This window comes from Corynebacterium sp. H130 (genome assembly GCF_037572395.1).
Taxonomy (GTDB): Bacteria; Actinomycetota; Actinomycetes; order Mycobacteriales; family Mycobacteriaceae; genus Corynebacterium.
Genome location: NZ_JBBHLA010000001.1, coordinates 595,966 through 612,132 on the forward strand (window position 1 = coordinate 595,966; position 16,167 = coordinate 612,132).

15 protein-coding genes are annotated in these 16,167 nt (G+C 58.3%); 6 read left to right on the forward strand and 9 right to left on the reverse strand.

Translation table 11 applies throughout. From position 1 onward, the window contains the following. The first annotated feature begins 2 nt into the window (after positions 1 to 2). A complete protein-coding gene (gene pth / locus WG939_RS02940) occupies positions 3 to 581 on the forward strand; it encodes an aminoacyl-tRNA hydrolase (RefSeq protein WP_339982267.1) in 579 nt (192 codons plus the stop codon). Between the two features lie 130 nt (positions 582 to 711). Here pth and WG939_RS02945 read toward each other — a convergent pair whose 3' ends face one another. Then, complete coding sequence (locus tag WG939_RS02945; RefSeq protein WP_339982270.1) at positions 712 to 2,163, reverse strand: glyceraldehyde-3-phosphate dehydrogenase; 1,452 nt, start codon at positions 2,161 to 2,163, stop codon at positions 712 to 714. A 69-nt stretch (positions 2,164 to 2,232) separates the two neighbouring features. Continuing rightward, complete coding sequence (locus tag WG939_RS02950; RefSeq protein ID WP_339982273.1) at positions 2,233 to 3,222, reverse strand: NAD(P)H-dependent flavin oxidoreductase; 990 nt, start codon at positions 3,220 to 3,222, stop codon at positions 2,233 to 2,235. A 20-nt stretch (positions 3,223 to 3,242) separates the two neighbouring features. On the opposite strand from WG939_RS02950, the gene WG939_RS02955 reads away from it, so the two are divergent. Together WG939_RS02955 and WG939_RS02960 are read left to right on the forward strand one after the other, a co-directional pair. Further along, the gene (locus WG939_RS02955; protein ID WP_339982276.1) at positions 3,243 to 4,877 is read left to right on the forward strand and encodes a peptide chain release factor 3; all 1,635 of its coding nucleotides are present in this window, start codon (positions 3,243 to 3,245) and stop codon (positions 4,875 to 4,877) included. 77 nt (positions 4,878 to 4,954) lie between these two features. Then, the gene (locus tag WG939_RS02960; protein WP_339982279.1) at positions 4,955 to 7,126 is read left to right on the forward strand and encodes an MMPL family transporter; all 2,172 of its coding nucleotides are present in this window, start codon (positions 4,955 to 4,957) and stop codon (positions 7,124 to 7,126) included. An 8-nt stretch (positions 7,127 to 7,134) separates the two neighbouring features. On the opposite strand, the gene WG939_RS02965 is transcribed toward WG939_RS02960, so the two are convergent. Further along, on the reverse strand, positions 7,135 to 7,788 hold the full coding sequence (locus tag WG939_RS02965; protein WP_339982282.1) for a hypothetical protein: 654 nt from the start codon (positions 7,786 to 7,788) through the stop codon (positions 7,135 to 7,137). Positions 7,789 to 7,803: 15 nt separating this feature from the next. Further along, positions 7,804 to 8,520: a DUF1648 domain-containing protein gene (locus WG939_RS02970; RefSeq protein WP_339982284.1), complete on the reverse strand. Its 717-nt coding sequence runs from the start codon at positions 8,518 to 8,520 to the stop codon at positions 7,804 to 7,806. A gap of 56 nt (positions 8,521 to 8,576) precedes the next feature. On the opposite strand from WG939_RS02970, the gene WG939_RS02975 reads away from it, so the two are divergent. Beyond that, a complete protein-coding gene (locus WG939_RS02975) occupies positions 8,577 to 9,617 on the forward strand; it encodes a DUF6882 domain-containing protein (RefSeq protein ID WP_339982287.1) in 1,041 nt (346 codons plus the stop codon). Here WG939_RS02975 and WG939_RS02980 read toward each other — a convergent pair. The 4 genes from WG939_RS02980 to WG939_RS02995 form a co-directional block, all read right to left on the reverse strand. After that, complete coding sequence (locus WG939_RS02980) at positions 9,603 to 10,640, reverse strand: 3-hydroxyisobutyryl-CoA hydrolase (RefSeq protein WP_339982290.1); 1,038 nt, start codon at positions 10,638 to 10,640, stop codon at positions 9,603 to 9,605. The two genes, WG939_RS02975 and WG939_RS02980, sit on opposite strands and share 15 nt — an antisense overlap. Before the next feature lie 21 nt (positions 10,641 to 10,661). Next, positions 10,662 to 11,723 (reverse strand): 3-hydroxyisobutyryl-CoA hydrolase, encoded by a 1,062-nt coding sequence (locus tag WG939_RS02985; protein ID WP_339982293.1) that lies wholly within the window; start codon positions 11,721 to 11,723, stop codon positions 10,662 to 10,664. 116 nt (positions 11,724 to 11,839) lie between these two features. Further along, complete coding sequence (gene ppk2 / locus WG939_RS02990) at positions 11,840 to 12,691, reverse strand: polyphosphate kinase 2 (protein ID WP_339982296.1); 852 nt, start codon at positions 12,689 to 12,691, stop codon at positions 11,840 to 11,842. A gap of 36 nt (positions 12,692 to 12,727) precedes the next feature. Then, positions 12,728 to 13,054, reverse strand: a complete 327-nt coding sequence (locus WG939_RS02995) for a putative quinol monooxygenase (RefSeq protein WP_339982298.1) — start codon at positions 13,052 to 13,054, stop codon at positions 12,728 to 12,730. Positions 13,055 to 13,256: 202 nt separating this feature from the next. Between WG939_RS02995 and WG939_RS03000 the strand changes: the two genes are divergently transcribed. Then, entirely contained in the window at positions 13,257 to 13,991 is a 735-nt protein-coding gene (locus WG939_RS03000) for an Ltp family lipoprotein (protein WP_339982300.1), read from the forward strand. 86 nt (positions 13,992 to 14,077) lie between these two features. Further along, positions 14,078 to 14,275 (forward strand): hypothetical protein, encoded by a 198-nt coding sequence (locus WG939_RS03005; protein WP_339982302.1) that lies wholly within the window; start codon positions 14,078 to 14,080, stop codon positions 14,273 to 14,275. 62 nt (positions 14,276 to 14,337) lie between these two features. Here the strand turns inward: WG939_RS03005 and WG939_RS03010 are convergent, their stop codons facing one another. Further along, entirely contained in the window at positions 14,338 to 16,131 is a 1,794-nt protein-coding gene (locus WG939_RS03010) for an ABC-F family ATP-binding cassette domain-containing protein (RefSeq protein WP_339982304.1), read from the reverse strand. Positions 16,132 to 16,167 lie beyond the last annotated feature (36 nt).

Here is a 16,167-nt window from a genome sequence, read left to right on the forward strand (position 1 = left end):
CCATGTCTGACCCGTACCTCATCGTTGGCCTGGGTAATCCGGGCGCTCGCTACGAAACCACGCGCCACAATGTGGGATTCATTGCCGTCGACCAGATCGCCGAAGACCACATGGGATCCTTCAGCACCCACAAGAAGTCCAATTCGGACATTCTAGAAACCCGTATCGGTGATACGAAGGTAGTGCTGGCCAAGCCTCGGACGTTCATGAACCTCTCCGGTGGCCCTATTCGCGCTCTATGCGACTTTTTCAAGATCCCGGCTGCAAACGTCATCGTCATCCACGATGAGCTGGACCTAGATTTCGGCACGGTTCGACTGAAAAAAGGTGGCGGCGAGAATGGCCACAACGGCCTGCGCAGCACAACCCAAACGCTGGGCACCAAGGACTACTACCGCATTCGGGTTGGCATCGGACGCCCTCCAGGACGTCAGGCGCCTGCTGACTACGTACTCAAGCCATTCAGCGCCCAGGAGTTCGCAGACATGGGCGCCATTTGTGCCGATGCTGCCGAAGGTGCAGAGCTGATCGTCACTCAAGGCCTCGAGGCTGCACAGAACAAGATCCACAGTAAGTCGTAGCAACCAGGTCGTAGAATCAAAGTGGCCGGTTAAGACGAAAAACCGCTATCCAAAGTTCTACGACCAACCTGTTACGACCAACAGCAAAACAAAAGCCCGCCAACTGGCGGGCTTTCGCTATCTAGGAGGCTTAGACCTCAGTCAGCGCGAGGCGCTGTGGGCGAACCTTTGGACGTGCACCGGCGATTTCCTCGACGATGCGAATGACCTGGTTGGAGTAGCCGAACTCGTTGTCGTACCAAACGTAAAGAACGAGCTGCTTGCCCTTGGCGATGGTTGCCAGGCCGTCGACAACACCAGCGTGGGTGGAGCCAACGAAGTCGGTGGAAACAACCTCAGGGGACTTGATGTAGTCGATCTGCTGACGCAGCTCGGAAACGAGGGACACCTGGCGCAGGTAGTCATTGACCTCGTCGACGGTGACGTCAGACTTCATGTGCAGGTTGAGCACTGCCATGGAGACGTCTGGGGTAGGAACGCGGATAGCGTTACCGGTGAGCTTGCCCTCGAACTCTGGCAGAGCCTTGGAGACGGCTTTTGCAGCGCCGGTCTCGGTGAGAACCATGTTCAGGGTAGCGGCGCGGCCACGGCGGGCGCCCTTGTGGAAGTTGTCGATGAGGTTCTGGTCGTTGGTGAAGGAGTGAACGGTCTCCACGTGGCCGAACTCGACGCCCCACTTGTCGTTAACAACCTTCAGTACTGGGGTGATGGCGTTCGTGGTGCAGGATGCTGCGGAAAGAACCTGGTCATCAGCGGTGATATCAGCCTGGTTGACACCGTAAACGATGTTCTTGATGTCGCCCTTGCCCGGTGCGGTCAGCAGGACCTTAGCAACGCCCTTGGACTTGAGGTGCTGCTCGAGGCCCTCACGGTCGCGCCAGCGGCCGGTGTTGTCCACAACGATGGCGTCGTTGATGCCATATTCGGTGTAGTCAACGGATGCAGGGTCGGAGGAGTAAATGACCTGGATTGGGGTGCCGTTGGCCCAGATGATGTTCTTCTCGGTGTCGATCGAGATGGAGCCTTCGAAGGCGCCGTGGACGGAGTCGCGACGCAGGAGGGAGGCACGCTTCTCGAGGTCATTTTCAGAGTTCTTGCGGACGACAATGGCGCGCAGACGTGGGCCGTTGTACATGGCCTGGCGAGCCAGCAGGATGCGCGCAAGCAGACGACCGATACGTCCGAAGCCGTACAGGACAACGTCAGTCTTCGGGGTCTCGTCTGCGGTGCCGATGACGTCGTTAAGCTCGCGCTCGAGGAAGGTGCGCAGGTCGCCGCCCTCAGCCTCGAACTTGGTGGCCAGCGCGCCGAGGTCGATGGAGACGGTGCCGAGGTCCATCTTCACGAGCTCTTCGAGGATTGGGAGGGTCTGGGACAGTGGCAGTTCCTGCTCGGTGATGCGACGAGCGTATCGGTGGGACTTGATGATGTCGATTTCCGTTGCGGTGACCAGCAGTCGGCCGAAGATCGATACGACAACGTTGTGCTCGCGACGCAGCTTGCCGATCAGCGGGATCATCTTCTCGGCGAGCTCAACGCGCTCGTTCCAGTCAGCTTGAGAAATCGGGGTCTGCTCCGACATGTGGTCCTCCACGGTTAATAGTTAAAATGACATACATATTCGAAGTTACCGTGTTTTAGTTTTGTTGTCTCAATGCCCCTCAGTAAGGGCACGGACGATATCTACCACTGACCCCGATCGGGCGTATTTTGCCTGCGTACCTGCCCAAGCAGCCACGTAGTTTGTGTCGGAGGTTACGCTGCGAATCGGCTTCATCAAGGTGTTCACATGGGGGTAAACAGCGGGGGCATCGGTGTTCTCGCGCATAAATTGCGTTTCGATCCCTCGCGCCACACGCCCCGAGAACGCCCGCGTGGTTGCGGTCGGACCACCTGAGGCCACCTGCTGCCGGTGCAATTCAGAAGTGCCGGCCTCATCTGCCAGCAAAAATGCTGTGCCACACGCGACCGCATCCGCGTATTGCAAGGCGTGCCGAACCGAGCTCGCCGTGGTGAACCCGCCCGCCGCCACAACGGGCTTATCGACGCGCACCGCCGCCAACAGCTCCAGCAACGGACGCCCATCCGGCTCCTCCGCAACAGTCAGAGTGGATCGGTGCCCGCCTGCTTCAGGCCCCTGCACCACCAGGGCATCCGCTCCCCTACGTGCAGCCTCGTCGGCATCCTCAGGATTGGTCACCGTCATCCACACTTCGATCCCGTTGTGGTGCAGTCGTGCGACTTCCTCGGGAGTAAACAGGCCAAAGGTGCAGCTCACCACTGTCGGCTTCAGCTCGCACACGAGATCCAGCTTTGCTGCGAAGGCATCCGTTGGGTCCGCGCTGGCGTAGTCCGGCACCTGCGCATTGTGCGCAGCGAAAACTGGCGCGAGCTTCTCGGCGTAGGCGTCTACAGGTGCCAGATCTTTAGCAGGCTCCTGCGGATAGAACAGGTTCACGCCATAGATATCAGCGGTGACAGACTCCATCTGCGAGCGCAGCTTCTCCGGGCTCAGGTAACCAGCTGCGAGGAACCCGAGGCCGCCTTCGCGGGCTATGGCGTCGACAAGCGCGGGCGTGGAGGGGCCACCCGCCATGGGAGCTGCGACGATGGGTTTGGTCAGTTGGGATAGCACGCTCATGACCGCTATCCTTGTTGTCCATGAGTTCCATTGCAACCGAGGCTTCCCGCCGCCGTACTTTCGCCGTGATCGCCCACCCGGACGCGGGTAAATCCACGCTGACGGAGGCGCTGGCGCTGCACGCCCACGTGATCACCGAGGCGGGCGCCGTGCACGGCAAGGCCGGCCGCAAATCGACGGTCTCGGACTGGATGGATATGGAAAAGGAACGCGGCATTTCCATCGGCTCCTCCGCGTTGCAGTTTGAATACGCCCCGGAGGGCCACGAGGGCGAGCCATACATGATCAACCTCGTCGACACCCCAGGTCACGCCGACTTCTCCGAGGACACTTATCGCGTGCTCACCGCCGTCGATGCCGCCGTCATGCTCGTCGACGCCTCCAAGGGCCTCGAACCACAGACCCTGAAGCTGTTCAAGGTGTGTAAGTCCCGCGGCTTGCCGATCATCACCGTGATCAACAAGTGGGACCGCGTGGGTCGCTCCCCGCTGGAGCTTGTCGACGAAATCGTCACCGAAATCCAGCTGCAGCCAACTCCGATGTTCTGGCCGGTCGGCGAAGCTGGCGATTTCCGTGGCCTCGCGCGCATCACCCCGGACGGAGAGGTAGACGAATACATCCACTTCCTGCGCACCGCCGGTGGTTCCACCATCGCGCCGGAAGAGCACTACACGCCGGAAGAGGCAGCAGAACGCGAGGGCGATGCCTGGGATACCTGCGTGGAGGAAGTCGAGCTCATGACAATGGACGGCGCCGTCCACGATCAGGAACTCTTCGAATCCTGCACCACTTCCCCCACCATCTTCGCCTCCGCGATGCTGAACTTCGGCGTGCACCAGATCCTGGACACCCTGTGCGCGCTGGCGCCATCGCCACGTGGCCGCAAGTCCGACCCGAAGGCTGTCGAAGCAGCTACGGGCACCTTCGATGCTGCGCGCGAAATTGACGATTCCTTCTCCGGCGTCGTGTTCAAGGTGCAGGCTGGCATGGACAAGAACCACCGCGACTCCCTGGCGTTCATGCGCATCGTATCTGGTGAATTCGATCGCGGCATGCAGGTCACTCACGCCCAGTCTGGTCGTTCCTTCTCCACTAAGTACGCCCTGACCGTGTTTGGTCGTACCCGTTCCACCGTGGAGACGGCCTACCCTGGCGACATCGTCGGCCTGGTCAACGCCGGTTCCCTTGCCCCTGGCGACACCATCTACGAGGGCAACAAAGTCCAATTCCCACCGATGCCGCAGTTCGCACCGGAGCACTTCCGCACGTTGCGCGCTAAGTCCCTGGGCAAGTACAAGCAGTTCCGTAAAGCGCTCGATCAGCTCGCTGCCGAAGGCGTGGTCCAGATTCTGCGCAACGATGCGCGTGGCGACGCCAACCCGGTTATGGCTGCTGTCGGTCCGATGCAGTTCGAGGTTATGCAGGCCCGCATGGAAAACGAATACAACGTCGAGACAGAAACCGATCCGATCCCTTACTCCGTGGCTCGTCGCACCGACGCCGAATCTGCCCCTGAGTTGGGCCGTCAGCGTGGCGTGGAAATCTTCACTCGTACCGACGGCGAACTCATCGCCCTCTTCGGCGATAAATGGAAGCTCGCTTTCATCGAGAAGGAGCACCCGGAGCTCACCATGGAGCCACTCGTCGCTGATTAGCAAATGCGCTATTTCCCCTGTCGCGGTATCTTTGATTGGTTGTCAACAATCGAGACTTTAAGGACTGCGTCAGGGAGATGTCGGGGAAACTCTTCTCACTCGGCCATTTCGTGTATCGGAAATGGTGGGTGCCACTGCTGGTCTGGCTCGTCGTATTCGTCGGTGCCGCAACAGCAGCCTCGGTGTATTCCACCCCGCTGTCCAAAGAATTTTCGATCCCGGATCTTCCCAGTTTGTCCGCCAGAAACTTAATGGACGAGCGCTTTCCGCCCGTCTCACAGGCGGACATGCTGCCGGTGGGCAAGATTGTTGTGCAGGTGCCCGAGGGCGAAAAACTCAGCGATCCCCAGCATGCGGCAAAACTCGAAGAACTCATCCGAACTCTGCAGCAAAAGCCTGGAGTTGCTCCCAATCAGGACATTAAAGATCCGATGGAAGCTGAGAAGGAGCTTCGCCAGAAGATCTACAAAGAAGAATCCAAATACGGCTTCCCCACCAGTGTTATGGAGGGGGATATCCGGGCCGTCAGCCCACTAAACGCAGCGCAAGATACGGGAATTTTCGAGGTCCGTTTCAATCGCGATGCAGACCTGCTTTTCGTCGAAGAAACGCTCCACTACTACGATGCTGGCGACTGGAAAGTCTCCTACTTCGGCCCAGCCTTCGACCGCTCAAACTCCCTGTCGTTCGGCGCCGAAATCCTAGGTGTCCTGGTGGCGCTCCTCGTTTTGCTGCTGACTTTCGGCTCCTTGGTAGCAGCCGGAATGCCGATCGTATCCGCCCTCAGTGGAATCGGAATTAGCATCGCTGGCACGCTCTTTGCCACTCGATTCTCTGAAGCCGTGAACTTCATGGCCCCGAGCTTTGCCGTCATGATTGGCCTGGCAGTGGGAATTGACTATTCCCTCTTCATCCTTGCTCGTTTCCGCAGCGAAGTGGATAAGAACCCCGAGCGTCCCCGCGCCGAATCGATGGGCATTGCGATCTCAACTGCTGGTCACTCCGTGTGTTTTGCAGGATTGACGGTGATCATTGCTCTGGTCGGGCTAACCATCTTCCGCATCCCTTTCCTCACTGCATTAGCCCACGCTGCAGCCGGAACCGTTCTGGTTGCTGTTGCCCTTGCGCTCACTCTCCTGCCGGCCCTCTCTGGTCTTCTCGGACAGCGTCTTTTCCCTCGCCCACGTTTCGCAGCCAAGCGGACGTCCTCTCTTGCGGGACGCTGGGCGACGCTTCTTCGTACGCACCCTGTGCTGGTCCTGATTCCGACGATTCTGTTCCTCGCCCTGTGCGCTATTCCTGCGAAGGATTTGCAGGTGGCAATGCCAACAGATTCTTCCGCCCCACTAGGAACGCATAAGCGCACGTCTGCAGACATGATCGAGAAGGGCTTCGGGCCGGGACGTAATTATCCACTGGCGGCCGTCGTCGATGCCTCTCAGGTAAAAGAAGGCGATCGGAAGAAGGTCATCTTCAAGGCTGCGCAAGAAATGAGCAAGATCGACGGCGTCGCACATGTTCAACCCACGAGGGCGACAGACAACCTCGATACCGTGGAATTGCTCATCACCACTGATTACACCGCCACCGATGAGCGAGCGGCCGAGACAGTCGAGCGATTGCGAGAGCATTCGAGCAAAGTCGAAGCGTCCTCTGGCCTGAAATATGGCATCACCGGCATGACCCCCATCTTCATCGACCTTTCCAACCGCCTCACCAACGCACTACTGCCTTACATCACGCTCGTGATGGTGCTGGCCTTGATCGTGCTCACTGCCGTGTTCAGGTCATTTTGGGTGCCTGTGCTGGCCACAGTCGGGTTCTTGCTCTCGATTGGCGCCACTTTTGGCGTTAGCGTGGCGCTCTTCCAAGAGGGCGCATTGGGTATCTTTGATGATCCCCAACCATTGGTTTCCTTCCTGCCGATCATCTTGATTGGCCTGGTATTCGGCCTCGCCATGGACTACCACGTGTTCTTGGTCTCGCGGATGCGTGAAGCACGACTACAGGGCATGCCAGCGAGCGAGGCGATCACTCACGGTTTCTTGCACAGCGCCCGAGTAATTTCAGCAGCGGCACTCATCATGATCGCCGTATTTGCGTCTTTCCTGATCCACGACGAAGTTTTTATCAAGACCCTTGGCTTCGCTCTGGCCACCGCGGTGTTCTTTGATGCCTTCCTCGTCCGAATGACGATCATCCCGGCGTTCCTGTACTTGCTAGATAAGCGAGCATTCGGCCGTAGGTAGAATTCGACCTACAGGTGCAAAACTCCCATGACCACGAGAATCAGCGACACCGTATACCCTGCGATTGGTGTGAGTACTGCTGTGTTAGCACGAGCCCATTCGAATCCGCGTCCGGCTGGGCTCTCCGGAAATGCGCGCACAAAACCTACCAAAACAGCCACAACGAACGGCAGACTCAGCGCAAGCGTGGCGTAGAGAAACAATGCTGTGTAGCGGAATCCGAAGCTGAAGCCGCCAGTACTGAGGTAAGCGAGGCCTGCAAAAAACGGCAACGAGGTCGCCGACTGCACCACCCCAAGAAGGAAACCCATCCCAGCGGTTCGCCAGGTCGGCACCTGCAATGGCTGCATGATCTTGTTCACTAGTGCAGTATTGTCTCCGCCACGGAAAGTCATGACGGCACCCAGCACACCGACTGCAATCAAAATTATGCCGAACACTGGGGATTCCAGGGCAGTATGTACTTTGTCTTTAATCGAGTCGAAGACTGCCAGCGTTGGGATGGACAGCAGGAACACGCCCAGCCAGTCGCCACCGACAAGGAGCGCTGCGATGCGTCGATAAGGCGCGCGTGGGGGCAGGAGGACGCCGATCGTCACGATCACGCCAATGAGCAGGACGTTGATCGAGTCCATCAGCGCGAAGCTGACCGCATGCCACATGAAGCCTCCTAGGTTTTACAAAAACACTAGCAGCAGCGGTGCGAAGCTCAGGAGCAGCAGTGCTGCGATGTAGATCTTGCCCGGCGCGTGGGCGTAGTTGAAGTCGGCGCCGATACCGTCACGCTTATCGACGAGCACCGCCGGATCATCCGGGTTGTTGTAAAACATCCCGCCTTGGTAATTCGAGCTATGGCGCCAATCCCGCTTTTGCCCTCCTCTGGCCTTATTCGCCTTCGACATGGCGTAGGCAATCATGGCAATGCTGCCACCGAGGGCAACGAATAACGTCGCAAGGAACGCTACGTTCAGCAGGGATTTCCAGGCAGGCAGGACAATCGCCAGTTGCACCATGTTCAGGCACAGCATGAGGGCGAAAATGAACCACCCCATTGCGGAAAGGAGCGCAGAAATTGCAGCTCCAGTCGCCTTCTTTCCTGCTTCGCTGCGGTCATGACGCGCGTGGATGGGGAAATGAGCGAACGGAAACGTGCAAGCGACGAGAACAGCGAGGAGCCACAGGCCGAGAAAGGTCAGAAAGAAGACCGACAGGACGCTTTTGTCCGACCAAGCATCCGGTTCCAAGGATCCGGAGTAGTGAGTGGCAAAGGTATCTGGAATCTCTGACCAGTGCGCCGCGATGTAGCCAGCGGTGAGGGCGATGGTGAGGAGCCCGAGCCAGTAGCCTGCACGGGAAATCGGCGGGATCTCGATGACGTCGCTCTCATGGCCCATGCGCCTACACTACCCTGGAGTTTGTCATTCAGCTCCAGGGAAAGGTTACAAATCAAGTGCTTAGCTCCCCCACCAGCGTCAGCGACGTCGCCCAGGATGGGCTCATCCGGCGAAAGTGGGTCGATTCCCAGCTTGCCGACCTTTTCCGCGACATCACCGCCACGGAAGTTGCTCACATTGACGGGGACAGGTTTGAGGTGCGCCACGGGCGTCGCCAAGGACCCGATCTGACATTTCCTGCTACTCGAGTTGCTCGAGTGACTGGGGAAGGCTGGGAATGGACGTCGGAAAGCATGCGGGAGGCCGCGGGACTCTTCGGTATCGCTGAGCTGTGGGGCACTCACCCGGAGCAGCCCGACTTTGAGGCCGCGGTGCGCACGCTGCACGATGGGGCGCCGGTGCTGCGCGCACTGGACAGCATTCTGGTGGTGCACATTCCGGTTGCTGCAGGTAATGCGCTCCTCGGCGCGGCGGGGACCGGCGGTCGCGCGCTCGAAGGTTACTGCGCGATGAACGGTGCACCCGACATAATCGTCCGCGACGACGTCCTCTACGACCTGCCCACCGGCATGCTTCTCGACGACATCCGCTCCGATTCCCACTTCCTCTCCGCCGAACACCAGCTGTTTTTCGAAGCGCTCGTGCCCGCGCAACCAGGTGTCCTCGGCGACGGTGTGGCGATGTTTCAAACGCCACGAGGTCCCTTGACTGCGCGTGCAACGGTCATGGCGACGATCACCACAGATACGTGGACTTGGAATCCGGGGCTCATGGCGATTCGTCAGTTTGGGCTAGCAAATCAGCTTCCGGCGCTGTGCACTCCGACGCTTCCAGTTGAGCTGGCGCGGAAATGGAATTTGGAACGTGTGATGAAGCCAGTGCTCAATATCTGGACGCACACCTTCATTCCGTTCTCAGCTGACGCCTACGCGTTGGTGTACTTGCAGCACCCTGCGCTGCAGTTGCCACCGAGCACGCCAGAGGTGTTGTCTCATGTTCTAGACAGCCCACTGGAAGCGGAGCTTAACCGAGAGCGCGCCCTCGGTTTCTACTGCGCAGCGCGAGGGCTGCGCAGGACTGACCTACCCCAAAACTGAGCGGTATTGCAGCGGATCAACGTCCGCTAGCGATTCCGGATCGAACGATGGGTTACGGTCCTTGTCCACAAGCACTGCGCGGACGCCTTCCGCGAAATTAGGCTGGCGACGTAGCACGGAGCCGATGGCGTATTCGTTGGCCAGGCCTTTTTCTACAGTGGCAACCTCGGAGTTGGCCGTGTAGAGCTCTGCCGTTGCCACCACGGAGCTAGGGTTGGAACCGCTAAGCAAATCCCACACCAGGTCCACGAATTGGCTGTCTTCGCAGGTACCAAGCGCTGCTTCGATGCCCTGCCAGGTGTCGTGACCGAAGGTTTCCTCGATAACTGCAAGCTTTTGCTGCAGGAAGGATTCCTCTGTGAAATCCTCGGCAAACTTCTCCAATGCCTCGTCGATGGATTCTGCGATCAGCATTTCGGTGAATTCGCTGATCTTCTCACTTGGCACGAGGTGAGTGGCCAGGCCAGTGAACAGCATGTCGGCAGGTTGCATGCGGTAGCCGGTGATTCCAACGAATTTCGCAACCGCTGGCAGTGGCCTTTCGAGGGCGCTTTCCACGTGCGTGCTCATCCAGGAAATTCCCACATCGGGAACAAAACCGATAGCGGTTTCAGGCATCGCAGCAAAAGCCTTCTCCGAGATGATGCGGTGACTGCCGTGTGCGCTGACGCCGAGGCCACCGCCCATGACCACACCATCGATGATCGCCACATAAGGCTTCGGATAGTTAGCGATCATCGCGTTCATCGTGTACTCGGCCTGGAGGAACTGATCACCGAATTCGTGATCATCGTTAATCGCGTGTTCGCGGACAACCTTGATGTCACCGCCTGCGCAAAAGCCCTTTTCGGAATTGGAGACGATTACAACCCGGTGGATTTCCGGATCGTCGCGCCATTCTTCCAACGCTGCGGTGATGATGGCGATCATGTCAGGATCCAGGGCGTTGAGGGCCTTGGGACGATTGAGCTCAAGGATGCCCGTGGAAGCCTGGGTGGATGTCAAAACGTATGGTGCGGTCATACTCCCCTAGTGTGCCACAGGTTACACGGCCTGGCGAGCATTTTTGAGGGCTTCTCGATAAGGCCCGGGATTCACGTCGAGGGCGCTCGCAGGCGCGAAGTTTGGGGCGGCATCTTTGTCAATCAACACAGCTCGAACGCCCTCCCAGAAATTCGGATCCCTGCGCAGTACCTCCCCGATCGCATACTCATTATTGATGCCTTCCCGGAGAGAAGTTGCCCGACGATTCGCAGCGTATGTCTCCGCTGCCGCCACGACGGCTGTTGGGCTGGCGGCATGCATGAGATCGCGGATGCTGTCTCGCAGGTGGCTGGGCAATGCGTCAATACCTGCGTTAATTTCCGGCCACGTCTCGCGACCAAAGACATCCTCGATGAGAGGCAAGTAATTACGCACGTTCGATTCCTGGTTAAAGGACGTGGTAAAGCGATCCAAAGCTTCTGGCCCGTGTGCAATGACTTCAGCAATGGCGTCCTCAAGCGCAACGCTAGGCACAAAATGAGTGGCTAGGCCAGTAAAGAGCATGTCTGCCGGGGACATCGGGTAACTCGTCAGGCCGATGAAGGACGCAAGCGCAGGAATTGGGCGCCCCAACTCGCCCACCATGTGTGCCATGAAGTACGTGGTGCCCACATCCGGTACCCAGCCGATCGCCATTTCAGGCATCGCGGCCAGGGATCTTTCGGTAATGACTCGGTGGCTGCCGAGCATGGCCAGGCCCACGCCTCCGCCAAGGACGGAGCCATCAACGAAGGAGATGTACGGCTTGGGAAAGTCTGCTATCTGCAGATTGAGGCGATATTCGCGGGTCAGGTAGTGGTCTCCGCGTTCGTGTTTGCCAGCCGCAGCATCGTCACGCACGGCACGGATGTCGCCTCCCGCGCAGAACACGCGCACACCTTTGGTGAATAGGACGACGTGTGTGACGGCGTCGTCCTGAGCCCACTGCTCGAGAGCTGCGGAGATGATGTCGACCATCTCGCCGCTGATCGCATTGAGTTGCCGGGTGCGATTGAGTTCAAGGATTCCCGCGGATCCTTCGACCCGAGCCAAGACAGGTGTGTTCTGCGCTACATTTTTCACATAAAGTAGTGTGCCACACCACTTGGATGCGTGCTTAGAGGTTACACCTGCTGAAAATGGTGAAGCAGACTGCAAAAACCCGGTCGTTTTTGCAGTCTGCCCTACCAAATCCAGTATTACTTTTTCTTCTTGCTCTTCTTCTTTGGCTTTTCTTCCAGGTGAGCTGCCACATCTGGGACGTAACGGAAGTCGGAGCGCGGTGGGCGCACGTAGTCATTGGTGGACTCTGGACGCTCGGGGATCTCCGGAAGTGGACGCTCGATCTTCTCGTAAGGGATCGTCGACAGCAGGTGGTTGATCACGTTAATGCGGGAGCGCTTCTTGTCCTCGGATTCCACGGTGTACCACGGTGCGGACGGAATGTCGGTGTGGATGAACATTTCATCCTTGGCCCGCGAGTAGTCCTCCCACTTGGTGATGGACTGCAGGTCCATTGGGGACAGCTTCCAGCGACGCAGCGGATCATTGCGACGAGACTTGAAACGCTTGACCTGTTCTTCATCAGAGACGGAGAACCAGTATTTACGCAGCATGATGCCGTCTTCAACGAGGAGCCGCTCGAAGATTGGAGCCTGGTGCAGGAAGCGTCGGTATTCCTGGGAGGTACAAAAGCCCATGACGCGCTCGACGCCACCGCGGTTGTACCAGGAGCGGTCGAAGATGACGATTTCGCCGGCGGTTGGCAGCTTCTCAACGTAGCGCTGGAAGTACCACTGCCCCTGCTCACGCGAGTTCGGAGCAGGCAGAGCCTCAATGCGACAGGTGCGTGGGTTAAGGTACTGGGTGATGCGCTTGATGGCAGACCCCTTGCCAGCTGCGTCGCGCCCCTCCATAATGATGACCACGCGCGCGCCGGTCTCGACAACCCACTGCTGCATGTCGACGAGCTCCGCCTGCAGGCGCTTGAGCTCGGCCTCATAGGCCTCTTTGGAAAGCTTTGGTGGTTTAACGACGTCCTTTTTACCCATACCTCTAGAGTATCGCGCAGGCGTCTTGACCTAAAATTAGCTTTCTACTTTAAACTCCGCCATTTCATCCCATTCCGTCTTACCCGGAATGAGCGTGTTGATGATGGTCGGGGTCTCCACGAGCAGCTTCGGCATGTCGATGCACGCCTGCTTGAAGTGATCGGACCCAACGTGCGCCTCCGCAGCGTCGTCCTTGAAGCCTTCAACCAGGATGAATACGTCATCCTCGTCGGTGGACTTGTACCACTCGAAGAACAGGCAGCCATCCTCCGCGCGGGTGGCATTGGTGAAGGCTGCAACCTCCTCGCGGAAGGTCTCGACGAACTCTGGGCGGACTTTGTACTTAACGTTGATCAGAATCATGGGCCCCAGCGTATACACACGTACACATGTTCGCAGCACCCCCAGGGGTATTAGATCTGCTACCTGCAGCTTCATTGAAAACGCCCCGCAAGTTTGAGGCGAATTTTCGAATGCCCAACATTGGCGTCCGGCAGCACCAATAGCCTCCAAGTTGTTCGACCAGAACGCAGCACACACTGCCCATACAGATTGGAGAAGCTACATGTCCACCCCTCAGCAGCCATTCCCGCCACAGCACAACTCAAACGGCAACTTCCCTACCGAAGCAATGCCTCCTCAAGGCTTTCCGCAGCAAGGCTTTCCGAACCAGCAAGGCTTCGCCCAGCCAGGGTTCCCACCACAACAGCCACCAACCAAGAAGAAGGGTGGCTGCATGAAGTGGGGCGCAATCATCGGGGGCGTTTTGATTTCCATGGTTGCTTGCTCCGCACTGTTTGCCGGCGGAAGCGGCTCCGAGAAGCCAACTACAACAACGACAACCTCCACACGCACCGAATTCGAGCAGCCAGCTGCCGCAATTCCTTCCCAAGCGCCACAGCAGGAGACTCCACAAGAAAAGGGCCCACAACAGGAGGCACCAAAACAGCAGACTCCAAGTCAGGAGTCACCAAAGCAAGATTCTAAGAAAATCACGACAGAACAGCGCTCGGCCTTAAGGAAGGCTGAGAGCTATTCGAAACTGATGCACATGTCCAAGCGTGGTATCTACGAACAGCTCACCAGCGAGTACGGCGAGAAATTCAGTGCGGAAGCTGCTCAGTACGCGATCGACAACTTGAAGGCGGACTACAAGCAAAATGCACTCGAGAAGGCGAAGAGCTACCAAAATTCTATGTCTATGTCCCCGGACGCTATCTATGACCAGCTGATTAGCGAGTATGGCGAGAAGTTCACCCCAGAGGAAGCGCAGTTCGCAGTAGATAACCTGGAGCCATAGGCCACAGCAATTCCCAGGAATCATCACAGTGGATCCGAAGGAGAAACTTGAGAAATTCCCTAGATTCGGTCTTAGTATCTTGCGTTATGTACATCCTGACTCGCGACGAACTCGTCGAAAACATCAAGGTTAGCGAAGGCTCCCTCGACGAACTTCGCAGCAATCTCGTTGCTCAGCTCGGCCACCCAGTGGCTGACCGTCCAGCAACCATCACTGAGGTCATCGACCTGGCTTCCACCGCCTGGGGCGTTGCCTCTAGCGATGTCGGATTGATCAAAGCCTAAGACCAAGCTCGATCCCAAAAGGCCGGGCCGTGGGTAGTTCCCATGGCCCGGCTTTTGCGCCCTTATTCGAGTTCTTCCCCGAGTTCCATCCACTCGAGTTCCAATCCCTCAAGTTCCTCGTTGAGGCTAGTGAGCTCTTCATTGAGTGTGGTCAGCGCCGAAGTATCCATTGCTTCCGCTGCAGCAGCCATTTCTTCGTTCACCTTTGCTACGCGCGCACGCAGCTTATCCATTTTGCGCTCGAGCGCATTCATTTCCTTTTGAATCTTGCGCTGCGTAGCCGAATCAATCTTGGGGGCCTCCTTAACCACGTCAGACTTCTCGCCGAGATCAATGACACCACCTTCAGACTCAGCTAGCGCTGAACGACGCTGAAGGTATTCTTCGATGCCACCCGGGAGATTCGTTAGCTTGCCGTCCCCAAACAGCGCCCAGGTCGAGTCGCACACGCGCTCAATGAGGTAGCGGTCGTGGGAAATAACCACGAGAGTTCCAGGCCACCCATCCAGCAGGGATTCCAGTTCCTGCAGGGTATCAATGTCGAGGTCGTTGGTCGGCTCGTCGAGCAGCAACACGTTCGGCTCGGCCATGAGCACGCGGGTGAGCTGGAGGCGACGGCGCTCGCCACCCGACAGGTCACCAACCGGAGTTCGCTGACGCTTGGCGGAAAAACCGAGTCGCTCCGCGAGCTGCGAAGCGGACAATTCCTTCTTTCCAAGCTGCACATAGTTCGCCACCTGCTCCACCGCATCGAGCAAGCGGAGCGACGGGTCCAGGTCATCCAATTCCTGGCGCAACCAGCCAAGAGAGACCGTCTTTCCCTCGATGCGTCGGCCGGCATCCAACGGGTGCTCCCCTGCCAGGGTGCGCAGCAGGGTGGTCTTTCCCGAGCCATTCACGCCAACCAAGCCAATGCGTTCTCCGGGAGCCAGGCGCCACGTGAGGTCTTCTACGAGAGTGCGACCATCGGGCGTCGAGAAGCTTGCGTCCTCGAGTTCGATGACCACCTTGCCCTGGCGCTTGCGGGAAAACGCCATGAGCTCGACGGAGTCGCGTGGGGCGGGCACATCGGCGATGAGCGCTTCGGCGGCTTCGATGCGGTAGCGAGGCTTGGAGGTGCGGGCCGGGGCGCCACGACGCAGCCAGGCAAGCTCCTTTCGGGCCAAGTTCTGGCGGCGCTGCTCAATGGCGTCAGCCTGGCGTGCACGCTCGGCGCGGGCGAAGGTCCAGTCGTTGTAGCCGCCGTCGTAGGTGTCGACGACGCCATCGTGGACTTCCCAGGTCTTAGTAGCCACGGTGTCCAGGAACCAGCGGTCGTGGGTGACCACCACCAGCGCCATTTTGGATTTGAGCAGGTAGGAAGCGAGCCATTGCACGCCCTCAACATCGAGGTGGTTGGTGGGCTCGTCAAGAACGATGAGGTCAAGTTCCTGCACCAGCGCCGCAGCCAGGTTCACGCGGCGACGCTCGCCACCAGACAGTTGCGACACCAGGGTGTCTAACCCCAGGTCAACAATTCCGAGGCCACCGAGCACTTCACGCACTGCCGCGTTGGATGCCCACTCAAAGGTCTGCAATCCCAGCGGCTTTAGTACAACGTCGGCCACAGTGTGCGCAGGGTCCAGCTCGGCGCGCTGCGTCACGACGGCCATGCGTAGATCACTATTGTGCGACACGCGTCCCTGATCAGGCGGTTCAATCCCCGTCAGCACCTCCAACAGCGTGGTTTTTCCGCCACCGTTGAGGCCGACGACTCCGATACGATCGCCAGTTTGCACGCCAAGTGACACCTCATCGAGCAAGGTCTTGAGGCCGAAGGACTTGGTGACGTTTTCGAGATTAATCAGGTTTGCCATGGTGAATGCTAATTCTAGCCGAACGCTTGTGACATC